Genomic DNA, 23,296 nt, shown 5'->3' with positions numbered 1-23,296 from the left:
TAAAGATTCTCCATTAAAGGAAAGGAAGAGGAGACAAAATGACAAATAAAAATGCTTATGCCCAATCGGGTGTGGATGTTGAAGCGGGTTATGAAGTTGTTGAACGGATTAAAAAGCACGTGGCTCGTACGGAGCGTGCAGGTGTCATGGGAGCTCTTGGTGGCTTTGGTGGTATGTTTGACCTTTCAAAGACTGGGGTTAAAGAGCCTGTCTTGATTTCAGGAACTGACGGTGTCGGAACCAAACTCATGCTGGCTATTAAGTACGACAAGCACGATACTATTGGTCAGGACTGTGTAGCCATGTGTGTCAATGATATCATCGCTGCAGGTGCGGAGCCCCTCTATTTCCTTGACTACGTAGCGACAGGGAAGAATGAACCAGCTAAGCTAGAACAAGTGGTTGCTGGTGTGGCAGAAGGTTGTGTGCAGGCAGGTGCTGCCCTCATCGGTGGGGAAACGGCTGAAATGCCTGGTATGTATGGCGAAGATGACTACGACTTGGCTGGTTTTGCAGTCGGCGTAGCTGAAAAATCTCAAATCATAGACGGTTCAAGAGTGGCAGAGGGAGATGTTCTTCTCGGACTTGCCTCAAGTGGGATTCATTCCAATGGTTACTCTCTCGTCCGTCGTGTCTTTGCGGATTACACAGGTGAGGAAGTCCTGCCAGAATTGGAAGGCAAGAAACTCAAGGAAGTTCTTCTTGAGCCGACTCGTATCTATGTCAAGGCTGTCTTGCCGCTCATCAAGGAAGGGTTGGTCAACGGCATTGCCCACATCACAGGCGGTGGCTTTATTGAGAATGTCCCTCGCATGTTTGCAGATGACCTAGCTGCAGAGATTGATGAAGACAAGGTTCCAGTTTTACCGATTTTCAAAGCTCTTGAGAAATACGGTCAGATCAAACACGAAGAAATGTTTGAAATCTTCAATATGGGTGTGGGACTTATGCTGGCAGTTAAGTCTGAAAATGTAAGTCGTGTCAAGGAATTGTTGGATGAACCAGTCTATGAAATTGGTCGCATCGTCAAGAAAGAAAATGAAAGTGTCATCATCAAATGAAAAAAATAGCGGTTTTTGCCTCTGGTAATGGCTCAAATTTTCAGGTGATTGCTGAAGAATTTCCAGTGGAGTTTGTCTTTTCAGACCATCGTAATGCCTATGTGCTTGAGCGTGCAGAGCAGTTCGGTGTTCTGTCCTATGCTTTTGAACTCAAGGAGTTTGAGAGCAAGGCAGACTACGAAGCAGCCCTTGTCGAACTCTTGGAAGAACATCAGATTGACTTGATTTGCCTAGCAGGCTACATGAAAATCGTTGGGCCAACCTTATTGGCGGCTTATGAAGGTCGGATTATCAACATTCACCCAGCCTACTTGCCAGAATTTCCAGGAGCTCATGGGATTGAGGATGCTTGGAATGCTGACGTGGATCAGTCTGGTGTGACCATTCACTGGGTGGATTCGGGTGTGGATACAGGAAAGGTTATCAAACAAGTGCGTGTGCCACGGCTGGCTGATGATACCATAGCCAGCTTTGAAGAACGTATTCATGAAGCGGAGTACAAGTTGTATCCGGAGGTGCTGGATAGTTTGGGAGTAGGGAGAAGATAAGAAGTAAATCAAGTTTTGATTGTGCAATATTGCTTGGAGAAAAAATGATTGAGATAAAATTAGTAGATGAGAGCAGTTTTCAGGCAGTGCTGGATTTGAAAATATCTGAAGCTGATGAACGAGCACGTTTCGTGTCTCCAAATGTACGCTCTTTAGCTGACGCATGGCTCTACCGAGAGAATGGGGATGTGTTTCCAATGGCAATTTATTGGAATGAGCTTGTAGTTGGTTTTCTCCTGTTGGAAATAGATAAGGATGAAGCGGAATACTTTATCTGGCGGATAATGATTGGCCAGCAGTACCAAGGAAGAGGTTATGGACGAAAAGCTGTGGAAGTTCTGATCAAAAAGGCTCAGATGGATATCACTTGCAATCATATTATTGCAGATTATGTGATTGGAAATGAAAAAATGAAGCACCTGCTGACTAGTCTTGGTTTTCAGGAAACAGGATTTATAGAAGAAAATAACGAAGTCGCTATGCGCTTGGACTTAAAGAAAGAGGAATAGAATGACGAAAAAAGCCTTAATCAGCGTCTCAGACAAAGTGGGCATTGTTGAATTTGCCCAAGAACTCAAAAAACTTGGTTGGGAGATTATCTCGACTGGTGGAACCAAGGTTGCCCTTGATACTGCTGGGGTGGACACCATTGCTATCGATGATGTGACTGGTTTTCCAGAAATGATGGATGGTCGTGTTAAGACCCTTCATCCAAATATCCACGGTGGGCTCCTCGCTCGTCGTGATTTGGATAGTCACCTGGAAGCAGCCAAAGACAATCAAATCGAGCTCATTGACCTTGTAGTGGTCAATCTCTATCCCTTTAAAGAAACGATTCTCAAACCAGATGTGACTTATGCTGATGCGGTGGAGAATATCGATATCGGCGGGCCATCTATGCTTCGTTCAGCAGCGAAGAATCATGCCAGCGTGACGGTTGTGGTAGACCCTGCTGACTATACAGTGGTTTTGGACGATTTGTCAGCCAATGGTGAAACGACTTACGAAACGCGTCAACGTTTGGCAGCCAAAGTTTTCCGTCATACAGCGGCTTATGATGCCTTGATTGCAGAGTATTTCACAGCTCAAGTCGGAGAAAGCAAACCTGAAAAGCTCACTTTGACCTATGACCTCAAACAAGCTATGCGTTACGGTGAGAACCCTCAACAAGACGCGGACTTTTACCAGAAAGCTTTGCCGACTGATTACTCAATTGCTTCAGCCAAACAGCTTAACGGTAAGGAATTGTCATTCAACAATATTCGTGACGCTGATGCTGCTATCCGTATCATCCGTGATTTCAAAGAACGTCCAACCGTTGTGGCTCTCAAACACATGAACCCATGTGGAATCGGTCAGGCTGATGATATCGAGACTGCTTGGGACTACGCTTATGAGTCTGACCCAGTGTCTATCTTTGGTGGTATCGTTGTTCTTAACCGTGAGGTGGATGCTGCGACAGCTGAGAAGATGCATGGCGTTTTCCTGGAAATCATCATCGCACCAAGTTATACGGATGAGGCGCTAGCTATTTTGACCAATAAAAAGAAAAACTTGCGTATCCTTTCCTTGCCATTTGCTGCTCAAGAGGCTAGCGAAGTGGAAGCAGAATACACAGGCGTGGTTGGTGGACTTCTCGTGCAAAACCAAGACGTGGTCAAAGAAAGCCCAGCTGACTGGGAAGTGGTAACCAAACGCCAACCAACAGAGACAGAAGCGATAGCACTTGAGTTCGCTTGGAAAGCCATCAAGTATGTCAAATCCAACGGTATCATCGTGACCAACGACCACATGACACTTGGTGTGGGCCCTGGTCAAACCAACCGTGTGGCTTCCGTTCGTATTGCCATTGACCAAGCCAAAGACCGCCTTGACGGTGCTGTGCTTGCTTCGGATGCCTTCTTCCCATTTGCGGATAACGTGGAAGAAATCGCCAAAGCAGGTATCAAGGCTATCATCCAGCCAGGTGGGTCCGTCCGTGACCAAGAATCTATCGAAGCTGCGGATAAATACGGCTTGACCATGGTCTTCACAGGCGTGAGACATTTTAGACATTAAGAAGGTAAAGGGAAGAAAACAGTTTCTTTCCTTTTTTGCGTAAAAACGCGGAGTGAAACAAGATTAAAACGAACATTTATGATATAATATTAGTAAATAATTCGTAAAAGAGGTTGTGAGATGAAACTACTTATTGTCGGTTCGGGTGGTCGTGAACATGCGATTGCTAAGAAGTTGCTTGATTCAAAAGAGGTAGAAAAGGTTTTTGTTGCTCCTGGGAATGATGGGATGACTCTGGATGGTTTGGAATTGGTAAATATCTCTATTTCCGAACATTCTAAGTTGATTGACTTTGCAAAGGCCAACGATATTGCTTGGTCCTTTATCGGGCCAGATGACGCCCTTGCTGCTGGTATCGTGGATAATTTCCATGCAGCTGGTCTCAAAGCCTTTGGTCCGACAAGATTGGCAGCGGAGCTGGAGTGGTCCAAGGATTTTGCCAAGGAAATCATGGTCAAATACGGCGTTCCGACAGCAGCCTATGGCACATTCTCAGATTTCGAGGCAGCTAAGGTTTATATCGAGGAGAAAGGCGCTCCAATCGTCGTCAAGGCGGATGGTTTGGCTCTTGGGAAAGGTGTTGTCGTTGCTGAGACAGTCGAGCAAGCAGTAGAAGCCGCTCACGAGATGCTTTTAGACAATAAATTTGGTGACTCAGGCGCGCGTGTAGTTATTGAGGAATTCCTTGAAGGAGAGGAATTTTCACTCTTTGCCTTTGTCAATGGCGACAAGTTCTATATCATGCCGACAGCGCAAGACCACAAACGTGCCTATGATGGCGATAAGGGGCCTAACACTGGTGGGATGGGTGCCTATGCGCCAGTTCCACACTTACCACAGAGTGTAGTTGATACAGCGGTTGACACCATTGTCAAGCCAGTCCTTGAAGGGATGATTAAAGAAGGTCGCTCTTATCTGGGTGTCCTTTACGCAGGTCTTATCTTGACAGCTGATGGCCCCAAGGTCATCGAGTTCAACGCTCGATTTGGAGATCCTGAAACTCAGATTATCTTGCCTCGTTTGACATCTGACTTTGCACAAAATATTACTGATATTTTGGAAGGTAAAGAACCAGCCATCACTTGGACGGACAAGGGTGTGACACTTGGTGTAGTTGTCGCATCCAATGGGTACCCTCTAGACTATGAAAAAGGTGTCAAGTTGCCAGCCAAAACCGATGGCGACATTATAACCTACTATGCAGGGGCTAAGTTTGCGGAAAATAGCAGAGCACTGCTCTCAAACGGTGGACGTGTCTATATGCTCGTCACTACAGCAGATACCGTCAAAGACGGTCAAAACACTATCTACAGCGAACTCAACAAACAAAACACAGAAGGCCTCTTTTACCGAACCGATATCGGAAGCAAGGCGATAAAATAAACCAGAAAAGAGATTTTTCATGAATTTTTCGACAGAAAATATAGCAATTATCACTAGTTTTTTAACTGCTCTAATTGCTATTTGTCAAGCAATGTTTTCAATGAAATCATTCTACAAAGATAGGTCAGATAAAATTATAATATTTAGGTATGAGAAACTTTATGATTTTTATCAATCCTATCTTGAAGAATTTTCTAAATTAGACATAAATAATCCACCCGAAACTGTTATGTATTCAAGAAAGCAATATGATACTATAAAATTTTTACTTGATGAAGAATTTAGAATAGATGAACCATATAACGAGTTAACTGAATTTATAATTGAGTATATTAAAAATAGAGACTCTATAATTGAAGATCCTGTTGACTACGAAGAGTTCAGACAAGTATTCAATGAAAAGAGTATCAAATTTGATGTTTTGTTTAAAGAAAGTTTACAAAAACAACTTTCGAAATTATATAACACATTGAATTAGTTGGAGGAAGAATCATGACTAAACCAATTATTTCCATCATCATGGGCTCAAAATCCGACTGGGCAACCATGCAAAAAACAGCAGAAGTTCTAGATCGCTTCGGTGTAGTCTACGAAAAGAAGGTTGTCTCTGCCCACCGTACTCCAGACCTCATGTTCAGACATGCGGAGGAAGCTCGTAGCCGTGGTATCAAGGCCATCATCGCAGGTGCAGGTGGTGCAGCCCATTTACCAGGTATGGTAGCAGCTAAAACAACCCTTCCAGTCATTGGTGTGCCAGTCAAATCTCGTGCTCTTAGTGGAGTGGATTCACTCTATTCTATCGTTCAGATGCCGGGTGGGGTGCCTGTTGCGACAATGGCTATCGGTGAAGCTGGTGCGACAAATGCGGCTCTCTTCGCCCTCCGTCTTCTTTCAGTAGAGGATCAGGCTATCGCGACAGCTTTGGCAGATTTCGCAGAAGAACAAGGAAAAATCGCAGAGGAGTCAACGAATGAGCTCATCTAAAACAATCGGAATTATCGGTGGCGGTCAGCTAGGGCAGATGATGGCCATTTCTGCTATCTACATGGGGCACAAGGTCATTGCGCTGGATCCTGCGCTGGATTGCCCGGCCTCTCGTGTGGCGGAAATCATCGTGGCTCCTTATAACGATGTGGATGCCCTCCGTCAGTTGGCTGAGCGTTGCGATGTCCTCACCTATGAGTTTGAAAATGTCGATGCTGACGGTTTGGATGCTGTCATCAAGGATGGTCAACTTCCTCAAGGAACCGACCTGCTCCGCATTTCCCAAAATCGGATTTTTGAAAAGGACTTTTTGTCAAACAAGGCTCAAGTCACTGTGGCACCCTACAAGGTTGTGAATTCTAGTCAAGACTTGGCGGAGATCGACCTGTCCAAAAACTATGTCCTCAAGACTGCGACAGGTGGTTACGACGGCCATGGTCAAAAGGTCATTCGTTCAGCAGAAGATTTGGAAGAAGCCTATGCACTGGCTGATTCAGCAGACTGTGTCTTGGAAGAATTTGTCAACTTCGACCTTGAAATCTCTGTTATCGTGTCTGGAAATGGCAGGGACGTGACGGTTTTCCCCGTACAGGAAAATATCCACCGTAACAACATTCTTTCTAAAACCATTGTACCAGCCCGCATTTCAGAGAGTCTAGCTGATAAATCCAAAGCCATGGCAGTGCGAATTGCAGAACAGCTTAACCTGTCTGGAACCCTCTGCGTGGAAATGTTTGCAACTGCTGATGACATCATCGTCAATGAAATCGCCCCACGTCCACATAACTCAGGTCACTACTCAATCGAGGCCTGTGACTTTTCACAGTTTGATACCCATATCTTGGGCGTTCTTGGAGCACCACTTCCAGCAATCCACCTCCAAGCGCCTGCCGTCATGCTCAATGTTCTCGGTCAGCATGTCGAGGTTGCTGAAAAATATGTCACAGAAAATCCAAGCGCCCACCTCCACCTGTATGGTAAAATAGAAGCGAAGCACAACCGCAAGATGGGACATGTGACTTTGTTTAGTGATGTTCCAGATAGTGTGGTTGAGTTTGGGGAAGAGGAGTTTGAGTAATCATGGAATTACTTTAGCAGAAGTGAGGAATTATGGTTTTAACGGATGAGCAGATTGATTGTCTTAAAAATCAGTTTAAAATTGATGAGGTTTTGGGCTCTATTGATTATAGTTTCATAGAAATTTTAGGTCAAGGAGGTCAGGGTGTAGTAGTTTTGACAAATGATAGTACCGGTATTGAAAAAGCGGTTAAAATTATGAAACTACCAACTTCTGGAGGACGTGCAAATAGGGCGAAAATTGAGAGATTAAAAAATGATATTGAATTTTGTTCACAATATAATCATGAAAATATTATTAAGTATCAGTTATATGGAGAATATCCGAATGACGGACAAAGAGCTCAATTCTTATATGCAGTAATGGATTATTTCCCCAAAAATCTTCGGGATGTAATAGATGAATCTGAAAGTTATTCACCAGAACAAAGATTAAATTATTTAATTCAATTATCCAAGGCTATAAAAGATGCTCATGATAAAGGAATAATTCATAGAGATATAAAGCCAGAAAATATTTTAATAAAGGATAATACTCTAGTTTTAACTGATTTTGGAATTGCACATTTCAAGGATTCCAACTTAACACAAGCAAACGATTTACTAAACAATAGGAATTATTTAGCACCTGAGCAAAAAAATAAAGGTAATGCAACTACTATCACTAGTGCAGTGGATGTTTTCGCTTTTGGATTGATTATTAATGAGTGTTTTACAAAAAGTAACCCTCATGGAAAGAGTTACCCATTAATTAGTGATTACTATCCATTTCTTTTTGAACTAGATGACCTTGTTGAAAAATGTTTAAATAGTGATTCTAAAAATCGCATTTCCATAAATAGTACATTAATTGAAATTAAAAATATTTATCAAAATTTAAAATCTGAACTAGAGAAAATAAAAGATTCTTTCGCAGTTCCAGAAAATTTACCTGAAGAATTTACTGATTCATTTATTAATGAGTTGTTANATAAAGCTAGTCAAGATATATATTTTGTAACAAATGATAGAAAATTAATTGAAAATAAGGGAAAATATAATCTGAATTATCGTCGAGAAATTGGGTATTCTGTGACACCATATTTGAGAGATTTAACAGTTCGAACTTATATTTTGAAACTTTGTCAAAAAAAATATAATCATGAAATGGATTATGAAGATGGTCCATCATTAAAGTCTCTGGATTTACAAAATGCTAGTGATTTACAATTATATGATAGATTAGTCGCTGTGTTAGAAAAATATAATGCTTGTGGTGAAAGATTATCTGGGAATATTAGGAAATATTTTGTAAACAGTTTATCATATCATGCAGAAGAAATTTTAGAATTTATTGAGGATGAATGTTATATTGATGAAAAGATTCTTGAAAATATTGAAGATGCACCAATTCTATGGTTGACTATATTTATATTAGAGCAAGATATTGAACAAACTGAGTTAATTAACAATATTGATATTTGTTGGGATAGAACAATCTCTTATTTAGAAAACTTGGACAATAGTCCTTTATTTGAAAAAGAAACTGCCTTCCAAATAGCTTTTGAGAAAAATATTGAGAACATTTGTCAAAAGCTTACTAATCAATGGGGAGGAAGTTATGATCTTTTCGAAGACAAAATTAGATTCATTTTTGATGAACCGTCCCAATTTGAAAAATTAAAAGAATATGGATTTCAGTTAGCTAAACCATATTATGTGTTTGAAGGTGATGTTATTGATTTGTTTAAAAAATCTAGAATGATTGATAAACAGATAATTTGGGATTTGGATAAAGATTGGGATATTAGAATTTTATTAGCTAAAATACTAGGATTAAAAAAGATTAAGTGAAAATGTAGATTATAATTTTTATAACGCATAATCTACCATATAATTATTCCTATTGAATAGATAAGAATCAAGGAGAAAAAGTTGTATTCACTAAAACTGAATACGAACTACGGACTTCCTAATTGTAAACAAAGAAAGGAAAATTAAACATGATCGACCGTTACTCTCGCCCTGAAATGGCGAATATTTGGAGTGAAGAAAATAAATACCGTGCTTGGCTTGAGGTGGAAATCTTGGCTGATGAGGCATGGGCTGAGTTGGGAGAAATCCCTAAGGAAGATGTGGCTTTGATTCGCGAGAAAGCGGACTTTGACATCGACCGTATTTTGGAAATTGAGCAGGAGACTCGCCACGATGTGGTGGCTTTCACGCGTGCGGTTTCTGAGACTCTTGGTGAAGAGCGCAAGTGGGTCCACTATGGTTTGACTTCTACCGACGTGGTGGATACGGCCTATGGTTACCTTTACAAGCAGGCCAACGACATCATCCGTCGTGACCTTGAAAACTTCACCAACATCATCGCTGACAAAGCGAAAGAACACAAGTTCACCATCATGATGGGTCGTACCCACGGGGTGCACGCTGAGCCGACGACTTTTGGTCTCAAGCTTGCGACTTGGTACAACGAAATGAAGCGCAACATCGAGCGTTTCGAGCATGCGGCTGCTGGTGTGGAAGCTGGTAAGATTTCTGGTGCGGTGGGTAACTTTGCCAACATCCCACCATTCGTTGAAAAATACGTCTGCGACAAATTGGGTATCCGTGCTCAAGAAATCTCTACACAGGTCCTTCCTCGTGACCTTCACGCTGAGTACTTTGCGGTTCTTGCTAGCATCGCGACTTCAATCGAGCGTATGGCGACGGAGATCCGTGGTCTTCAAAAATCAGAACAACGCGAAGTGGAAGAGTTCTTTGCCAAAGGTCAAAAAGGTTCATCAGCAATGCCTCACAAACGCAACCCTATCGGTTCTGAGAACATGACGGGTCTTGCGCGTGTTATTCGTGGTCACATGATTACGGCCTATGAGAATGTTGCTCTCTGGCACGAACGTGATATCTCTCACTCATCAGCTGAGCGCATCATCACACCAGATACGACCATTTTGATTGACTACATGCTCAACCGTTTTGGAAATATCGTCAAAAACTTGACAGTCTTCCCAGAAAACATGATCCGCAACATGAACTCGACATTTGGTTTGATTTTCAGCCAACGCGCTATGTTGACCTTGATTGAAAAAGGCATGACCCGTGAGCAAGCCTATGACTTGGTGCAACCAAAAACAGCCTACTCTTGGGACAACCAAGTAGACTTTAAACCACTTCTTGAAGCAGACCCAGAAGTGACCTCACGCCTCACACAAGAAGAAATCGATGAAATTTTCAACCCAGTTTATTACACTAAACGAGTGGATGATATCTTTGAACGTCTTGGATTAGGATAATTAGAATAAAAATCGAATTTCTATTACTCTATTTATAGGAGTAGAAGAACTTCGATTTTTATTTTGTCTTCAAGTACTTTTGATAAAAATGACCTATATTTTAGTAAAATTTAAACAAATTTAGTCTATCTTAATTGACATATAGAAAATACATTTTTAATGTCATATAATAAGCATAGAAAAAGCCCAAGCAAGGCTCAGGCTTTCTTCTTAGTGATCACGGTCACATGAAATGAATTTGATTTTGTAGTAATCCGCTCGTTTATATGTTTCGCTGTAAGCGAGAACTTGACCAGTAGACTCTAGTTTAGTAGTCTTGGTTTGTAAAACGGTTGGGAATTGTTCATCGACTCCGAGGACCGAAGCCACATGTTCTGGAGTTGGAAATGCTATTTCATTGATTTCTTCAAAATGTTCATCATTCATGTGAATGTGGTAATCCAATTTGAAACGGTTATAGATAGAGCTATAATATTCAAGATTTGGATAATTTGCGTTGACGTATTGTTCTGGGATGTAAGATGTATGGTAGATGTACACAACACCACCTGTTTCGCGTACGCGTTCAATCTTGTAGTAGAACTGATCTCCGCGTAGTCCAAGTTTTTCTAAGTAGCTTAGTTTGTTTCCACGCTCAATAGAAAGGACGGTAACTTTATCATCTTTAGTTTCAAAAACTTCTACATCTGAAAACTCTACGAGTTTGTGTTTACGTGCGCGTGAAACGAATGTACCCTTTCCTTGTTGACGGACAATATAGCCATCCTTGGCAAGGTCGTTTAAGGCGCGGACAACTGTGATAGAACTTACATCATACATTGCAATCAATTCAGCTTCCGTGTAGAATTTATCTCCACTGGCAAATTGACCAGAAATGATTTTGTTCTTTAACTCATCTTTAATATATTGATACTTTGGAATTGCCATATTTTCACCTCGATTTTCCTTCTCCGTTAAAGATTTTACCATAAAACTGGAAAGAATAGTAGCCTTTTGAATAAAAAAATTAGAATAATAGGCTATAAGGTTAATTTACATAGAAATTAATAGAATTTCTTACATCTTTATACATGTCAATTAAGATGATATTATTTCTTGAGATAGTAAGGTTTTATAATTTTTTTTGTAAAAATTAGTAAAAATGAAAAAAATCGTGAAAACCTATTGACAAATGTAAGATATTGAGTTATATTTACTATATCAACAAATGAAAGCGTAAACTTTAGTTGTCAGAAGGTAAGAATATGACACGATTTGAGATACGGGATGATTTTTATCTCGATGGAAAATCATTTAAGATTTTATCTGGCGCCATTCATTATTTTAGGGTTCCTCCAGAAGATTGGTATCATTCGCTCTATAACTTGAAGGCTCTTGGTTTTAATACAGTAGAGACTTATGTGGCCTGGAATTTACACGAGCCTCGTGAGGGTGAGTTTCACTTTGAAGGAGCTCTGGATTTGGAGCGATTTCTCCAAACGGCACAAGATTTGGGTCTTTACGCTATCGTTCGTCCCTCTCCCTTCATCTGTGCGGAGTGGGAATTCGGTGGCTTACCAGCTTGGCTTTTAACCAAAGATATGAGGCTTCGTTCCTCAGATCCTGCTTATATTGAAGCTGTCGGTCGCTACTATGACCAGCTCTTGTCACGATTGGTTCCACATTTGTTGGACAATGGTGGCAATATCCTCATGATGCAGGTTGAAAATGAGTATGGTTCTTATGGAGAAGATAAGGCTTATCTGAGAGCAATTCGACAGTTGATGGAAGAGCGTGGTGTAACTTGTCCCCTCTTTACATCAGATGGTCCATGGAGAGCTACTCTGAAAGCTGGAACTTTAATCGAAGATGACCTCTTTGTAACAGGAAACTTTGGTTCTAAGGCACCTTACAACTTTTCACAGATGCAGGAATTCTTTGATGAACATGGCAAGAAATGGCCGCTCATGTGTATGGAGTTCTGGGATGGCTGGTTCAATCGTTGGAAAGAACCGATTATCACACGGGATCCAAAAGAGTTGGCAGATGCAGTTCGAGAGGTTTTGGAACAAGGCTCTATCAATCTATACATGTTCCACGGTGGTACAAACTTTGGTTTCATGAATGGTTGCTCGGCTAGAGGAACCTTAGATTTGCCACAAGTTACATCTTATGATTACGATGCCCTTCTAGATGAGGAAGGAAATCCAACTGCCAAATATCTGGCAGTCAAGAAGATGATGGCAACACATTTTCCAGAGTATCCGCAGTTGGAACCACTCTACAAAGAGAGTATGGAGTTGGATGCTATTCCACTAGTTGAAAAAGTTTCCCTGTTTGAAACCCTGGATAGCTTGTCAAGTCCAGTAGAAAGCCTCTATCCTAAAAAGATGGAGGAGTTGGGACAAAGTTATGGCTACCTACTTTATCGAACAGAAACAAACTGGGATGCAGAAGAAGAAAGACTTCGTATCATTGATGGTCGAGATAGAGCACAGTTGTTCGTAGATGGTAAGTGGGTTACAACCCAATACCAAACTGAAATTGGAGAAGATATCTTTTATCAAGGAGAAAAGAAAGCGTTATCTCGATTTGATATCCTGATTGAAAACATGGGGCGTGTCAACTATGGACATAAGTTCTTAGCAGATACGCAACGTAAGGGAATTCGGACAGGGGTTTGTAAGGATTTGCACTTCCTACTAAACTGGAAACACTATCCACTCCCACTAGATAATCCTGAGAAAATTGATTTTTCAAAAGGATGGACAGAAGGACAACCAGCCTTTTACGCTTATGACTTTACAGTCCAAGAGCCAAAAGATACTTACCTAGACTTGTCTGAGTTTGGTAAGGGAGTTGCCTTTGTCAATGGGCAGAACCTAGGACGTTTTTGGAACGTCGGCCCGACCCTCTCGCTTTATATCCCTCATAGCTATCTCAAGGAAGGTGATAACCGCATCATCATCTTTGAAACAGAGGGCCAATATAAAGAAGAGATTTATTTAACTCGTAAACCTACACTAAAACACATAAAGGGGGAAAACTTATGACAATTGTAGGATGCCGTATCGATGGACGTTTGATCCACGGACAAGTAGCCAATCTTTGGGCTGGAAAACTAAATGTTTCACGTATTATGGTTGTAGATGACGAAGTTGTCAACAATGACGTTGAAAAGAGTGGTTTGAAACTTGCGACACCACCAGGTGTGAAATTGAGTATTTTGCCAATTGAAAAAGCGGCAGCCAATATTCTTGCTGGTAAATACGATAGCCAACGTCTCTTTATCGTGGCTCGTAAGCCAGACCGCTTCCTTGGTTTGGTCGAAGCAGGTGTACCACTTGAAACCCTTAATGTTGGGAATATGTCTCAAACACCAGAAACTCGCCCCATCACACGTTCTATCAACGTAGTAGACAAGGATGTGGAAGACTTCCACAAATTGGCAGAAAAAGGTGTTAAACTTACTGCTCAAATGGTTCCAAATGATCCAATTTCAGACTTTTTGAGCTTATTAAAATAGGAAAAAATTTTTAGGAGGTCATTGTTATGATACAATGGTGGCAAATTTTACTTCTCACTTTGTACTCAGCTTATCAAATCTGTGATGAGTTGACGATCGTTTCATCTGCAGGTTCCCCTGTATTTGCTGGTTTCATTACTGGTTTAATCATGGGAGATTTGACAACTGGTTTGTTTATCGGTGGTAGCTTGCAGTTGTTCGTACTTGGGGTAGGTACCTTTGGTGGTGCTTCTCGTATTGACGCAACTTCTGGTGCGGTTCTTGCGACAGCCTTCTCTGTTTCACAAGGTATTGATACAGCACTGGCGATTACAACAATCGCTGTGCCAGTAGCAGCTCTCTTGACATACTTCGACGTTCTTGGTCGTATGACAACTACTTTCTTCGCTCACCGCGTGGATGCTGCAATCGAACGCTTTGACTATAAAGGTATTGAACGTAACTACTTGCTTGGTGCGATTCCTTGGGCTTTATCTCGTGCCCTTCCAGTCTTCTTTGCCCTTGCCTTTGGTGGCGAATTTGTACAACACGTAGTAGACTTCGTTACAAAATACCAATGGGTTGCAGATGGTTTGACTCTCGCAGGACGTATGCTTCCAGGTCTTGGATTTGCAATCTTGCTTCGTTACCTTCCAGTTAAACGTAACCTTCACTACCTTGCAATGGGATTTGGTTTGACAGCTATGTTGACTGTTCTTTACTCATATGTAACAGGTCTTGGTGGCGCTGTTGCTGGTATCGTAGGCACTCTACCGAAAGATGTTGCTGAAAAAATTGGTTTCGTGAACAACTTCAAAGGTTTGTCTATGATTGGTATCTCTATCGTAGGTATCTTCCTTGCAGTGCTTCACTTCAAAAATAGCCAAAAAGTAGCTGTAGCAGCACCTTCTACACCATCAGAAAGTGGGGAAATCGAAGATGACGAATTCTAATTACAAACTTACAAAAGAAGATTTTAATCAAATCAACAAACGTAGCTTGTTTACTTTCCAATTAGGTTGGAACTACGAACGTATGCAAGCTTCTGGTTACCTTTACATGATCCTGCCTCAGTTGCGTAAAATGTATGGTGATGGAACTCCTGAATTGAAAGAAATGATGAAAGTTCATACTCAATTCTTCAATACTTCACCATTCTTCCATACCATTATCGCTGGTTTTGACCTTGCCATGGAAGAAAAAGATGGTGTGGGTGCAAAAGACGCCGTTAACGGTATCAAGACAGGTTTGATGGGACCATTTGCTCCTCTTGGAGATACAATCTTTGGTTCGCTTGTACCTGCTATCATGGGGTCAGTCGCAGCAACTATGGCTATCGCTGGCCAACCTTGGGGTATCTTCCTTTGGATCGCAGTTGCAGTTGCTTATGACATCTTCCGTTGGAAACAGTTGGAATTTGCCTACAAAGAAGGGGTTAACCTTATCAACAACATGCAAAGTACATTGACAGCTTTGATTGACGCTGCATCTGTACTGGGTGTCTTCATGATGGGTGCTCTTGTAGCAACAATGATCAACTTTGAAATTTCTTACAAGTTGCCAATCGGTGAAAAGATGATTGATTTCCAAGACATCTTGAACCAAATCTTCCCACGTTTGCTTCCAGCAATCTTTACTGCCTTTATCTTCTGGTTGCTTGGTAAGAAAGGTATGACTTCTACTAAAGCTATCGGTATCATTATCGCTCTTGCAGTAGGTCTTTCTGCCTTTGGTAAATTTGTACTTGGAATGGGCGCATAATTTATGGCTAAATCATTAATTTTGGTGAGTCATGGTCGCTTCTGTGAAGAACTTAAAGGTAGCACTGAAATGATTATGGGTCCACAAGACAATATTCATGCAGTGGCTCTTCTTCCAGAAGATGGCCCAGAAGAATTTACTGCAAAATTTGAAGCTGCTATTGAAGGATTAGATGATTTCCTAGTCTTTGCGGATCTTCTCGGTGGAACACCATGTAACGTGGTAAGCCGTTTGATTATGGAAGGTCGTGACATCGAACTTTACGCAGGGATGAATCTTCCAATGGTGATTGAATTTATCAATGCGAGCCTTACAGGCGCAGATGCGGACTATAAGAACCGTGCTGCAGAAAGTATTGTGAAAGTTAATGACCTGTTAGCTGGCTTCGATGATGACGAAGATGAATAATACTCTTCGAAAATCTCTTTAAACCATACTAGTGTCGCCTTGCCGTAGGTATATGTTACTGACTTCGTCAGTTCTATCTACAACCTCAAAGCAGTGCTTTGAGCAGCCTGCGGCTAGTTTCCTAGTTTGCTCTTTGATTTTCATTGAGTATACGATGTGAAAACGTGAAAATCGTTAGAGCATTTTATATAGAATATACATGGGAATGGGGCTTACTCCCATTCCCATATTTAATAGAAAAAGAGGAATTCAATGCTACATTATACAAAAGAAGACTTGATCGAATTGGGTGCAGAAATCACTACACGTGAAATCTACCAACAGCCTGATGTATGGAAAGAAGCTTTTGAATCTTATCAATCAAAACATGAAGAAATTGCAGCCTTTCTGCAAGGGATTGCTGATAAACATGACTATATCAAGGTTATTTTGACAGGTGCGGGGACTTCTGCTTATGTGGGAGATACCTTGGTACCTTACTTTAAGGAAGTATATGACGAACGCAAATGGAATTTCAATGCCATTGCGACAACAGATATCGTTGCCAATCCAGAAACTTATTTGAAAAAAGATGTGGCGACTGTCCTTGTATCCTTTGCTCGTAGTGGGAACTCGCCTGAAAGTGTGGCGACTGTTGATTTGGCCAAGGCCTTGGTGGATGAGCTTTATCAAGTGACGATTACTTGTGCAGCAGATGGTAAGTTGGCTCTTCAAGCCCATGGAGATGACCGCAATCTCTTGCTTTTGCAACCAGCTGCTTCTAATGATGCTGGATTTGCCATGACTTCTAGCTTTACGTCTATGATGTTAACAGCTCTCTTGGTCTTTGATCCTACAGAATTTGCTGTGAAAGCTGAACGTTTTGAAGTTGTATCTAGTCTTGCCCGTAAAATTCTAGACAATGCAGAAGATGTCAAAGAGCTTGTTGATCTCGACTTTAACCGTGTCATCTATCTAGGCGCCGGTCCATTCTTCGGACTTGCTCATGAAGCTCAGCTCAAGATTTTGGAATTAACAGCTGGTCAAGTGGCGACTATGTATGAAAGCCCAGTCGGCTTCCGTCACGGTCCAAAATCTCTTATCAACGAAGATACAGTTGTTTTGGTCTTTGGTGCAACGACAGACTACACTCGTAAGTACGACTTGGACTTGGTTCGTGAAGTTGCTGGTGATCAGATTGCTCGTCGTATCGTGCTTTTGAGTGATCAAGCCTTTGGTCTTGAAAATGTCAAAGAAGTGGCCCTTGGTTGTGGCGGTGTCTTGAATGATATTTACCGTGTCTTCCCTTACATTGTTTATGCCCAACTCTTTGCCCTATTGACTTCACTCAAGGTAGAAAATAAACCAGATACACCGTCTCCTACAGGAACAGTAAACCGTGTGGTACAAGGTGTGATCATCCACGAATATCAGAAGTAAGACAGTGTTTATGAATTCTTGACAAGAGGATTTGTATATTATCAGGCAAACCATAGATTGTCAATTCGCTTTCTATGGTTTGTTTGATTGAGAGAAATAGTAAAAGGAGAACAGAATGAAAGCATACACAGAGCGTGTGTTTGGAAATGTTGAGGGACAAGATGTTTTGGCCTATCGATTTGAGACGAACGGTGGCTACCAGCTTGAGGTTATGACTTATGGCGCGACTATCTTGCGCTATGTCACACCTGATAAGGCTGGAAACTTTGCCAATGTTATTTTGGGATTTGATGATTTTGATAGCTATGTAGGCAATAGTCCCAAGCATGGAGCTAGCGTAGGTCCTGTGGCAGGCCGTATTGCAGGTGCGACCTTTGAGCTTAATGGCAAGAACTATGACCTTGAAGTCAACAATGCTAGCAACTGTAACCACAGTGGTTCAACTGGTTGGGATTCGAGCTTGTTTGAACTAGTTGAAGTGAGCGACCATGGCTTGATCCTCTACACAGAGCGTACGGATGGGACAGGAGGATTTCCTGGAAATCTCAAGATTTGGATCAGTTACCACTTAGAAGAGACTGGTGCCTATGAAATCAGCTACAAGGTAACGACCGATCAGGATACGCTGGTCAATCCAACTAATCACAGCTACTTCAACTTGTCTGGTGATTTCACGCAGACGATTGACCGTCATGTCTTCCAACTAAACACAGAGGGCATTTATCCAATCGCTCCCGACGGTGTTCCTGCCAAAACTCCAGATGCTAGTCGTGATGTGGTTAAACACATCTACAATGGTGCCTTGTTGAAGGATATCTTTGCAGAAGAAGATGAGCAAATCCAGCTGGTATCAGGTTTGGATCATCCATTTGCCCTTCCTGCAGGTCATGACAATGCTGGATTCCTTTATGACCAAAATTCAGGTCGCTTCCTGCTTTTCAAGACAGAGGCTCCTTGCTTTGTAGTCTACACAGCAAACTTTGTGGATGAGAGTGTCATCATAGGAGGTCAGCCAATGGTACAGCACAATGGGATTGCCCTTGAAGCGCAAGCTTTACCAGATGCCATTCACAGTGACCTCAAAGATCAAGTTATTCTCAAAGCCGGTCAAACCTTCACAAGTAAGACACGTTATGAGCTTGTTGTGAAATAAAGAATGGAGTTTCTACTTTGTGGTGTGAATAGCATTTGCTTTATAACATTAGTAGAAATGGGCAAAGAGTAGGAAAATATGATATAATTTAATATTGAAAATACCTGTCCTATCTAAAGGATAAAAGGAGAAAAAATGAAGAAAATTGTATTTGCTAGCGCCTTGGCTTTGACTTTAGCTGGAGCAGTTTTGACAAATGATGTTTTTGCAAATGACAGATTGGTGGCAACACAATCTGCAGATGGTAGAAATGAAAATGTCTTGAGCTCAGAAGTGCTAAATCCTTCTAGTGGAAATGTTTTGGTTGGGATTAAGGGAGAATTTTTAACCCCAAATAAACAAACTATTTTGGATGCGATTAATAAGATTCGTAAGGAAGCAGCTGATGAAGGTTTGGTAGATAAGTATGTCCCTATCAAATGGTCTACTGATCTTGAGAAAACTGCTTTTGTACGAGCTACTGAGGTGTCAGTAACTCTGAAACCTGAGCGTCTTTCTACGAAAGAAATCTGGACTGCTTTTCCATCTAGTAATAGTATAAGAGGAGAAGCTTTAGATGTGAACTATGAGGGTTTTCTAAAAGCAATTGAAAATTGGCATGCTGAGAAGGCAAATTATGTAGCGAAAAAGAAGGGTGGAACATCTAAAGAATTTACAGGTTATTATGAGGCTTTGATCAATTCTAAATTTACCTATGTGGGGCTCGCTGCTTTTAAAAATGCAGCTAGTTCTCAGAAAGTAGCAACGATTTCTCTAGCTTTAGGTGATGATGCTTCTTCAGAGGAATTGGCTGGTGGATATGGTCCTGCTATTCAGTATACAGAAGTGACCTCCTCAAACCTTTCAACAGTTAAAAGTAAAGCAGTCGTTGTAGAAAAAGCGCTGAAAGAATTTAGAACTTCTAGTTCAGACCAATCTGGTTGGGTGCAATCTAATGGAAAATGGTATTTCTATGAGTCTGGTGATCTGAAGACAGGCTGGGTGAAAACGGATGGTAAATGGTACTACTTGGATGACCTAGGTGTCATGCAAACTGGATTTGTAAAAGTAGATGGTAGCTGGTATTACTTGAGTAGCTCAGGTGCTATGTTTACAGGCTGGTACAAGGAAAATGGTACTTGGTATTATCTTGACGAAGCAGGTATCATGAAGACAGGTTGGTTTAAAGTTGGACCGCACTGGTACTATGCCTACGATTCTGGAGCTTTGGCTGTGAGCACAACAACACCAGACGGTTATAAAGTAAATGGAAATGGTGAATGGGTAAACTAGGCAACTAATGAACAAATAGTCTGTTTCAATAGCTTTTTACAACAAAGTTGCAAAATGATATAACCTTAAAATGGGGAAGGCTAGTTTACCTTCTCCATTTTCTTGAAAGTTGTAAACAAAAAATCTACAATGCCTACCTACGTAGCACAGATGATTTCAGAGAATCGATTTATAAACAATAAGAAAACTCCCCCAAGCTATCCTGTCTAAGGCAGTCCATCTTGCAGATGGTCAGTCTTTGTGATAGAATAGCATAAAGTCCTTTTGAGGGGGAACTTGCTAGGAAATCCCCAAGCATTGTAACGGATGAACCACCCTCGCCTTTTTGTGAGGGTGGTTTTTCCTTTGTAAGCAGAAAATAAGAGAGAAAGAGTGTATAGCATGTCGAGAATTGTCACTATTCATCCAGTCAAGGAAATCCATCGCTATGGTTTTGAGAGTACCCAAGTCTATCGATCGCGTATCGCACGACATCTAGGCTTAGACTACGTCCACCTCATGTCAAGTCCCCAGCTACGACCTGATTGGAAGAAAGATTTAATCAAGTTAGGATTTTTAGAAAAATAACTGATTTGCGTCCCTCATAGTTTTTCAGATATAGGCTATGCAGATTTATCAGTGAAACCAGAAAGTTTAACGCTAGCAGATGGAGATCAGGTTGAACTCAATGAAGACGGTTTTGTGGCCTCAGTTACCCTAGGAGATGGCTCGGGCAGATATTACTATACCAAGGGGCCCTTCTTGTTTGAAGATTTCAAGGAAAAGGAACTTCGTTGGTATCATGAAAATGGAGAATTGGCTCTGGAAGGACGCTTTATCGATCCCTTTAAAGACCCCTCTCCTGTAACCATCTTTTATCCAGAGTATATCTACCGCATAGGAGGAGAAATCCGTTCTGAAGAGGACTTGTTGGTTAAATTCCTAGCCAGATGGGCAAAACAAACTGACCTCTTCATCCGTGACCAACAAATCGTTCCCAAACCCAGCCTCTGGCGTTACATGGAAAACACGGACAAAAATTACTATGAAGTCGTCCATGAAAATGTCATGCGAGACTTACGCCTCGCCAATCTGCGCAAGGCAAACAAATATCTAGTCGCCAGTGAAGTGTTGACTGATACCTTGGCGAAACAAGGGTATGACACCAAGTTTTTACCACCAATGTTTATAGAAAAATTAGGTCAGCTAAGAAAAATCGGACCTGTTTTGGACTATTGCCTAGTGGGTCATATGGGAGAAGGCAAGAACGTTGAACTTGTCATTGAAGCCTTTATCGAACTCTACAAACGTGGCTCCAAGGCCCAGATTACCTTTTATGGTGGCTCAGAGGAACGTCTAGCAGAATTACAGAATCAATATGATCTTCCGCCAACCATTCACTTTAAAGGTATTGTCGATGAGGTGCCTTATCATCTGCACCAATGCTATCTGTCTGCAAGTTATACAGAGTTATTTGCTAATGCCTGTGTTGAAGCCCTCAATCAAGGTTTGTTGGCTTTGTTATCAGATGTGGAGATTGCCCATCGTCTCTATGCTAGCCAGTCCAATGCCATCAACTTGTTTAAAACCAAATCAGAGTTGATTCAAAAGATAGAAGAGATGGAACAGCCTGATTTTTATCTATTAAATGAAAAAAATCTAGCCTTAGCCTCTCGCTATTCTCTGGGAAAAGTAGCTCACATATATAGAGAACTATTAGATAGGAACTTCTAGGATGTTGTAAGTTGATCAATCTAGTTTTCTCACTAGTCCAATACAATAGAAAACTAAAGGAAGACTATATGAAAGCAAAATCTAAGCCCATAGCCGTCATTTTGATCCGTTCGGGTTCACGCGGCTTAGTGGATAAAAATATCAAACCGCTAGCAGGCAAACCTTTGGTTTTCTATACCATCGAAGTCGCTCTAGCCTCCAAGCTATTTAGTGACATCTGGATCTCATCAGATTCACTAGCCTATCTAGAACTCTGTCGACAAGTCTATCCAGAGATTCGTTGTGTCCACAGACCAAAAGAATTGGCCTTGACGACAACCTCTAGTTTAGAAACCTTACACGACTTTTTACAGCCCTTTGAGGAAGAGCAGGTCTTTGTGAATCTACAGGTGACCTCACCCTTGAGAGAGGTGGAGCACCTCGTCGAGTCCTATCAACTCTACTGTCAGTCTGGGGCCGACCATCTGATTTCCTGTGTTAAGGCAGACAAGAGTCGTAGTCTTTACTTGCAGTTAGCGGAGTCGTCATTTATCCGTCCGCCTCAGGTTTCCAAGCACTATGCTCGGCAGAAAGAGCCTGTCTATTACTATCCCAACGGTAGTATTTGGATTTCTCGCAAGGACCTTTACCTACGAGATGAGACCTTTTACACAGATAAGACAGTAGCCTATGAAATGCCCAAACTCTATTCTTATGATATCGACGATGCCTTGGACTTTGAAGTCGTTGAGACCTTGCTGCAACATCACCACCTAGGAGAATCAAAGAGATGAAACACCTCATCATTGCCACAACGCCCTTGCAGGCCAAGATTGCCCAGCATATCAAGGGACTCTATCCTAATCAGGACTTTGTCAGACTTTATGTCAGTCCTGTCAAAAATGCCCGTCAGGAGCATTATGCAAAGGATTTTGACCATGTTCACTATCCTCAGGATGCAGAGGACTTGGCTCAGATTTGTCAGGAGCTGGCCGGCGACTATGACACCATCTTTTATGCTAGCTTTGACAATAGCTTGATTCTGGACTTGGTTGCTAGTTCAAACTACCAACACCTCATGAGTTTTGATGATGGCTATGCGGATATTTACCCTTTGGGAATGTATGCTCTCCCTCTTCAACCCAGTCAGGTGGGGCCTTTGGGTTTGACTAGAGATGACTTGATTGAGCGGACGGAAAAGCACTTTACTCTCTATCGCAGCGACTACCATGTCGTAGCTAGAGAAAAGCTTGTTTATCTGGAGCATTTTTTTGACCTGCCCCAAGCACCCGTTTCAAATGGTAAGACGGTTAAGGTCTTGTTGGGTCAAAAGTTCTCTGAAGAGGATGACCAAATCTCCATCCGCTTTATTAGTACCTATGCCAAGGCCTTAGCCATTGACCTCTATCTGCCTCATCCCAAGGAAACCTTCACTATTCCAAACGTGACTTACTTGGAGACGGAGCTGATCTTTGAAGATGTCCTAGCCCAACTCTTTCAAGAATACGAGTTCGTCCAGGTCTATCATTTTACTTCATCAGTCAGCCTCCACTTACAAGACCTGCCCCATGTGACCATCACAGGTATTTCCCTCCCCTACTATGAGGACCGTCAAAAAGAATTGCGACGCTTAGGTTGTCAGTTTGAAAGGGTTTCACTTGGCTGGTAGCATAAATATATATATTAGGAAATGTAAATCCATGCACTAGCTTGGATTT

Annotated in this window: 23 protein-coding genes; 22 read left to right on the top strand and 1 reads right to left on the bottom strand. The window is 41.6% G+C overall.

Annotated features, from left to right (window positions below; genetic code table 11):
• The first annotated feature begins 38 nt into the window (after window positions 1-38).
• From purM to purB, 10 genes are all read left to right on the top strand, one after another.
• The gene (purM, locus tag D8848_RS08755) at window positions 39-1,061 is read left to right on the top strand and encodes a phosphoribosylformylglycinamidine cyclo-ligase (protein ID WP_125443503.1); all 1,023 of its coding nucleotides are present in this window, start codon (window positions 39-41) and stop codon (window positions 1,059-1,061) included.
• On the top strand, window positions 1,058-1,609 hold the full coding sequence (gene purN, locus D8848_RS08750) for a phosphoribosylglycinamide formyltransferase (protein ID WP_125443502.1): 552 nt from the start codon (window positions 1,058-1,060) through the stop codon (window positions 1,607-1,609). The genes purM and purN overlap by 4 nt, the downstream gene beginning before the upstream one ends.
• A 44-nt stretch (window positions 1,610-1,653) precedes the next feature.
• Complete coding sequence (locus tag D8848_RS08745; protein ID WP_125443501.1) at window positions 1,654-2,118, top strand: GNAT family N-acetyltransferase; 465 nt, start codon at window positions 1,654-1,656, stop codon at window positions 2,116-2,118.
• 1 nt (window position 2,119) lies between these two features.
• Window positions 2,120-3,667, top strand: coding sequence for a bifunctional phosphoribosylaminoimidazolecarboxamide formyltransferase/IMP cyclohydrolase (purH, locus tag D8848_RS08740; RefSeq protein ID WP_125443500.1), 1,548 nt, complete (start codon window positions 2,120-2,122; stop codon window positions 3,665-3,667).
• Window positions 3,668-3,787: 120 nt separating this feature from the next.
• Window positions 3,788-5,050, top strand: coding sequence for a phosphoribosylamine--glycine ligase (purD, locus tag D8848_RS08735; RefSeq protein WP_125443499.1), 1,263 nt, complete (start codon window positions 3,788-3,790; stop codon window positions 5,048-5,050).
• A gap of 19 nt (window positions 5,051-5,069) precedes the next feature.
• On the top strand, window positions 5,070-5,528 hold the full coding sequence (locus D8848_RS08730; RefSeq protein ID WP_125443498.1) for a hypothetical protein: 459 nt from the start codon (window positions 5,070-5,072) through the stop codon (window positions 5,526-5,528).
• A 14-nt stretch (window positions 5,529-5,542) separates the two neighbouring features.
• On the top strand, window positions 5,543-6,034 hold the full coding sequence (gene purE / locus D8848_RS08725) for a 5-(carboxyamino)imidazole ribonucleotide mutase (protein ID WP_125443497.1): 492 nt from the start codon (window positions 5,543-5,545) through the stop codon (window positions 6,032-6,034).
• Entirely contained in the window at window positions 6,021-7,112 is a 1,092-nt protein-coding gene (purK, locus tag D8848_RS08720) for a 5-(carboxyamino)imidazole ribonucleotide synthase (protein WP_125443496.1), read from the top strand. The genes purE and purK overlap by 14 nt, the downstream gene beginning before the upstream one ends.
• 32 nt (window positions 7,113-7,144) lie before the next feature.
• A complete protein-coding gene (locus D8848_RS08715; RefSeq protein WP_125450664.1) occupies window positions 7,145-8,944 on the top strand; it encodes a serine/threonine-protein kinase in 1,800 nt (599 codons plus the stop codon).
• A gap of 149 nt (window positions 8,945-9,093) precedes the next feature.
• Entirely contained in the window at window positions 9,094-10,389 is a 1,296-nt protein-coding gene (gene purB, locus D8848_RS08710; protein WP_125443494.1) for an adenylosuccinate lyase, read from the top strand.
• 210 nt (window positions 10,390-10,599) lie between these two features.
• On the opposite strand, the gene D8848_RS08705 is transcribed toward purB, so the two are convergent.
• Window positions 10,600-11,316, bottom strand: coding sequence for a GntR family transcriptional regulator (locus D8848_RS08705; protein WP_045610828.1), 717 nt, complete (start codon window positions 11,314-11,316; stop codon window positions 10,600-10,602).
• Between the two features lie 317 nt (window positions 11,317-11,633).
• Between D8848_RS08705 and D8848_RS08700 the strand changes: the two genes are divergently transcribed.
• The 12 genes from D8848_RS08700 to D8848_RS08645 all read left to right on the top strand — a co-directional run bounded on the left by D8848_RS08700 (window position 11,634) and on the right by D8848_RS08645 (window position 23,247).
• A complete protein-coding gene (locus D8848_RS08700; protein WP_125443493.1) occupies window positions 11,634-13,421 on the top strand; it encodes a glycoside hydrolase family 35 protein in 1,788 nt (595 codons plus the stop codon).
• Window positions 13,418-13,894, top strand: coding sequence for a PTS sugar transporter subunit IIB (locus tag D8848_RS08695; RefSeq protein WP_000156972.1), 477 nt, complete (start codon window positions 13,418-13,420; stop codon window positions 13,892-13,894). The genes D8848_RS08700 and D8848_RS08695 overlap by 4 nt, the downstream gene beginning before the upstream one ends.
• Window positions 13,895-13,920: 26 nt before the next feature.
• On the top strand, window positions 13,921-14,826 hold the full coding sequence (locus D8848_RS08690; protein WP_125443492.1) for a PTS mannose/fructose/sorbose/N-acetylgalactosamine transporter subunit IIC: 906 nt from the start codon (window positions 13,921-13,923) through the stop codon (window positions 14,824-14,826).
• Complete coding sequence (locus tag D8848_RS08685; RefSeq protein WP_049544562.1) at window positions 14,813-15,634, top strand: PTS system mannose/fructose/sorbose family transporter subunit IID; 822 nt, start codon at window positions 14,813-14,815, stop codon at window positions 15,632-15,634. Before D8848_RS08690 ends, D8848_RS08685 begins: the two co-directional genes overlap by 14 nt.
• A gap of 3 nt (window positions 15,635-15,637) precedes the next feature.
• Window positions 15,638-16,042 (top strand): PTS sugar transporter subunit IIA, encoded by a 405-nt coding sequence (locus tag D8848_RS08680; protein ID WP_020903318.1) that lies wholly within the window; start codon window positions 15,638-15,640, stop codon window positions 16,040-16,042.
• 252 nt (window positions 16,043-16,294) lie between these two features.
• The gene (locus D8848_RS08675; RefSeq protein WP_125393672.1) at window positions 16,295-17,461 is read left to right on the top strand and encodes an SIS domain-containing protein; all 1,167 of its coding nucleotides are present in this window, start codon (window positions 16,295-16,297) and stop codon (window positions 17,459-17,461) included.
• Window positions 17,462-17,576: 115 nt separating this feature from the next.
• On the top strand, window positions 17,577-18,614 hold the full coding sequence (locus tag D8848_RS08670; RefSeq protein ID WP_125443491.1) for an aldose epimerase family protein: 1,038 nt from the start codon (window positions 17,577-17,579) through the stop codon (window positions 18,612-18,614).
• Window positions 18,615-18,749: 135 nt separating this feature from the next.
• On the top strand, window positions 18,750-19,886 hold the full coding sequence (locus D8848_RS08665; RefSeq protein ID WP_125443490.1) for a CAP domain-containing protein: 1,137 nt from the start codon (window positions 18,750-18,752) through the stop codon (window positions 19,884-19,886).
• Window positions 19,887-20,267: 381 nt separating this feature from the next.
• Window positions 20,268-20,453 carry a hypothetical protein gene (locus tag D8848_RS08660; RefSeq protein WP_125443489.1) on the top strand — a complete coding sequence of 62 codons (186 nt, stop codon included), beginning with the start codon at window positions 20,268-20,270 and terminating at the stop codon, window positions 20,451-20,453.
• 51 nt (window positions 20,454-20,504) lie between these two features.
• Entirely contained in the window at window positions 20,505-21,599 is a 1,095-nt protein-coding gene (locus tag D8848_RS08655) for a glycosyltransferase (protein WP_260467301.1), read from the top strand.
• Between the two features lie 68 nt (window positions 21,600-21,667).
• On the top strand, window positions 21,668-22,372 hold the full coding sequence (locus D8848_RS08650) for an acylneuraminate cytidylyltransferase family protein (protein WP_084923568.1): 705 nt from the start codon (window positions 21,668-21,670) through the stop codon (window positions 22,370-22,372).
• On the top strand, window positions 22,369-23,247 hold the full coding sequence (locus D8848_RS08645; RefSeq protein ID WP_084923569.1) for a glycosyltransferase family 52: 879 nt from the start codon (window positions 22,369-22,371) through the stop codon (window positions 23,245-23,247). The genes D8848_RS08650 and D8848_RS08645 overlap by 4 nt, the downstream gene beginning before the upstream one ends.
• Window positions 23,248-23,296: the final 49 nt, after the last annotated feature.

The sequence above is a fragment of the Streptococcus mitis genome (assembly GCF_003942775.1).
Lineage (GTDB): Bacteria > Bacillota > Bacilli > Lactobacillales > Streptococcaceae > Streptococcus > Streptococcus mitis_CN.
Note: the sequence above shows the minus strand (reverse complement) of the source record. Positions and strands in the feature narration are given on the sequence as shown.

What these genes read in the sequence shown, in the direction of transcription:
- purD (WP_125443499.1), top strand. Translation starts at nt 3,788, where the DNA reads ATGAAACTACTTATTGTCGGTTCGGGTGGTCGTGAACATGCGATTGCT.
- D8848_RS08665 (WP_125443490.1), top strand. Translation starts at nt 18,750, where the DNA reads ATGAAGAAAATTGTATTTGCTAGCGCCTTGGCTTTGACTTTAGCTGGA.
- purH (WP_125443500.1), top strand. Translation starts at nt 2,120, where the DNA reads ATGACGAAAAAAGCCTTAATCAGCGTCTCAGACAAAGTGGGCATTGTT.
- D8848_RS08745 (WP_125443501.1), top strand. Translation starts at nt 1,654, where the DNA reads ATGATTGAGATAAAATTAGTAGATGAGAGCAGTTTTCAGGCAGTGCTG.
- D8848_RS08700 (WP_125443493.1), top strand. Translation starts at nt 11,634, where the DNA reads ATGACACGATTTGAGATACGGGATGATTTTTATCTCGATGGAAAATCA.
- D8848_RS08690 (WP_125443492.1), top strand. Translation starts at nt 13,921, where the DNA reads ATGATACAATGGTGGCAAATTTTACTTCTCACTTTGTACTCAGCTTAT.
- D8848_RS08695 (WP_000156972.1), top strand. Translation starts at nt 13,418, where the DNA reads ATGACAATTGTAGGATGCCGTATCGATGGACGTTTGATCCACGGACAA.
- purB (WP_125443494.1), top strand. Translation starts at nt 9,094, where the DNA reads ATGATCGACCGTTACTCTCGCCCTGAAATGGCGAATATTTGGAGTGAA.
- purM (WP_125443503.1), top strand. Translation starts at nt 39, where the DNA reads ATGACAAATAAAAATGCTTATGCCCAATCGGGTGTGGATGTTGAAGCG.
- D8848_RS08730 (WP_125443498.1), top strand. Translation starts at nt 5,070, where the DNA reads ATGAATTTTTCGACAGAAAATATAGCAATTATCACTAGTTTTTTAACT.
- D8848_RS08680 (WP_020903318.1), top strand. Translation starts at nt 15,638, where the DNA reads ATGGCTAAATCATTAATTTTGGTGAGTCATGGTCGCTTCTGTGAAGAA.
- D8848_RS08650 (WP_084923568.1), top strand. Translation starts at nt 21,668, where the DNA reads ATGAAAGCAAAATCTAAGCCCATAGCCGTCATTTTGATCCGTTCGGGT.
- D8848_RS08660 (WP_125443489.1), top strand. Translation starts at nt 20,268, where the DNA reads ATGTCGAGAATTGTCACTATTCATCCAGTCAAGGAAATCCATCGCTAT.
- D8848_RS08685 (WP_049544562.1), top strand. Translation starts at nt 14,813, where the DNA reads ATGACGAATTCTAATTACAAACTTACAAAAGAAGATTTTAATCAAATC.
- purE (WP_125443497.1), top strand. Translation starts at nt 5,543, where the DNA reads ATGACTAAACCAATTATTTCCATCATCATGGGCTCAAAATCCGACTGG.
- purN (WP_125443502.1), top strand. Translation starts at nt 1,058, where the DNA reads ATGAAAAAAATAGCGGTTTTTGCCTCTGGTAATGGCTCAAATTTTCAG.
- D8848_RS08645 (WP_084923569.1), top strand. Translation starts at nt 22,369, where the DNA reads ATGAAACACCTCATCATTGCCACAACGCCCTTGCAGGCCAAGATTGCC.
- D8848_RS08670 (WP_125443491.1), top strand. Translation starts at nt 17,577, where the DNA reads ATGAAAGCATACACAGAGCGTGTGTTTGGAAATGTTGAGGGACAAGAT.
- purK (WP_125443496.1), top strand. Translation starts at nt 6,021, where the DNA reads ATGAGCTCATCTAAAACAATCGGAATTATCGGTGGCGGTCAGCTAGGG.
- D8848_RS08705 (WP_045610828.1), bottom strand. Translation starts at nt 11,316, where the DNA reads ATGGCAATTCCAAAGTATCAATATATTAAAGATGAGTTAAAGAACAAA.
- D8848_RS08675 (WP_125393672.1), top strand. Translation starts at nt 16,295, where the DNA reads ATGCTACATTATACAAAAGAAGACTTGATCGAATTGGGTGCAGAAATC.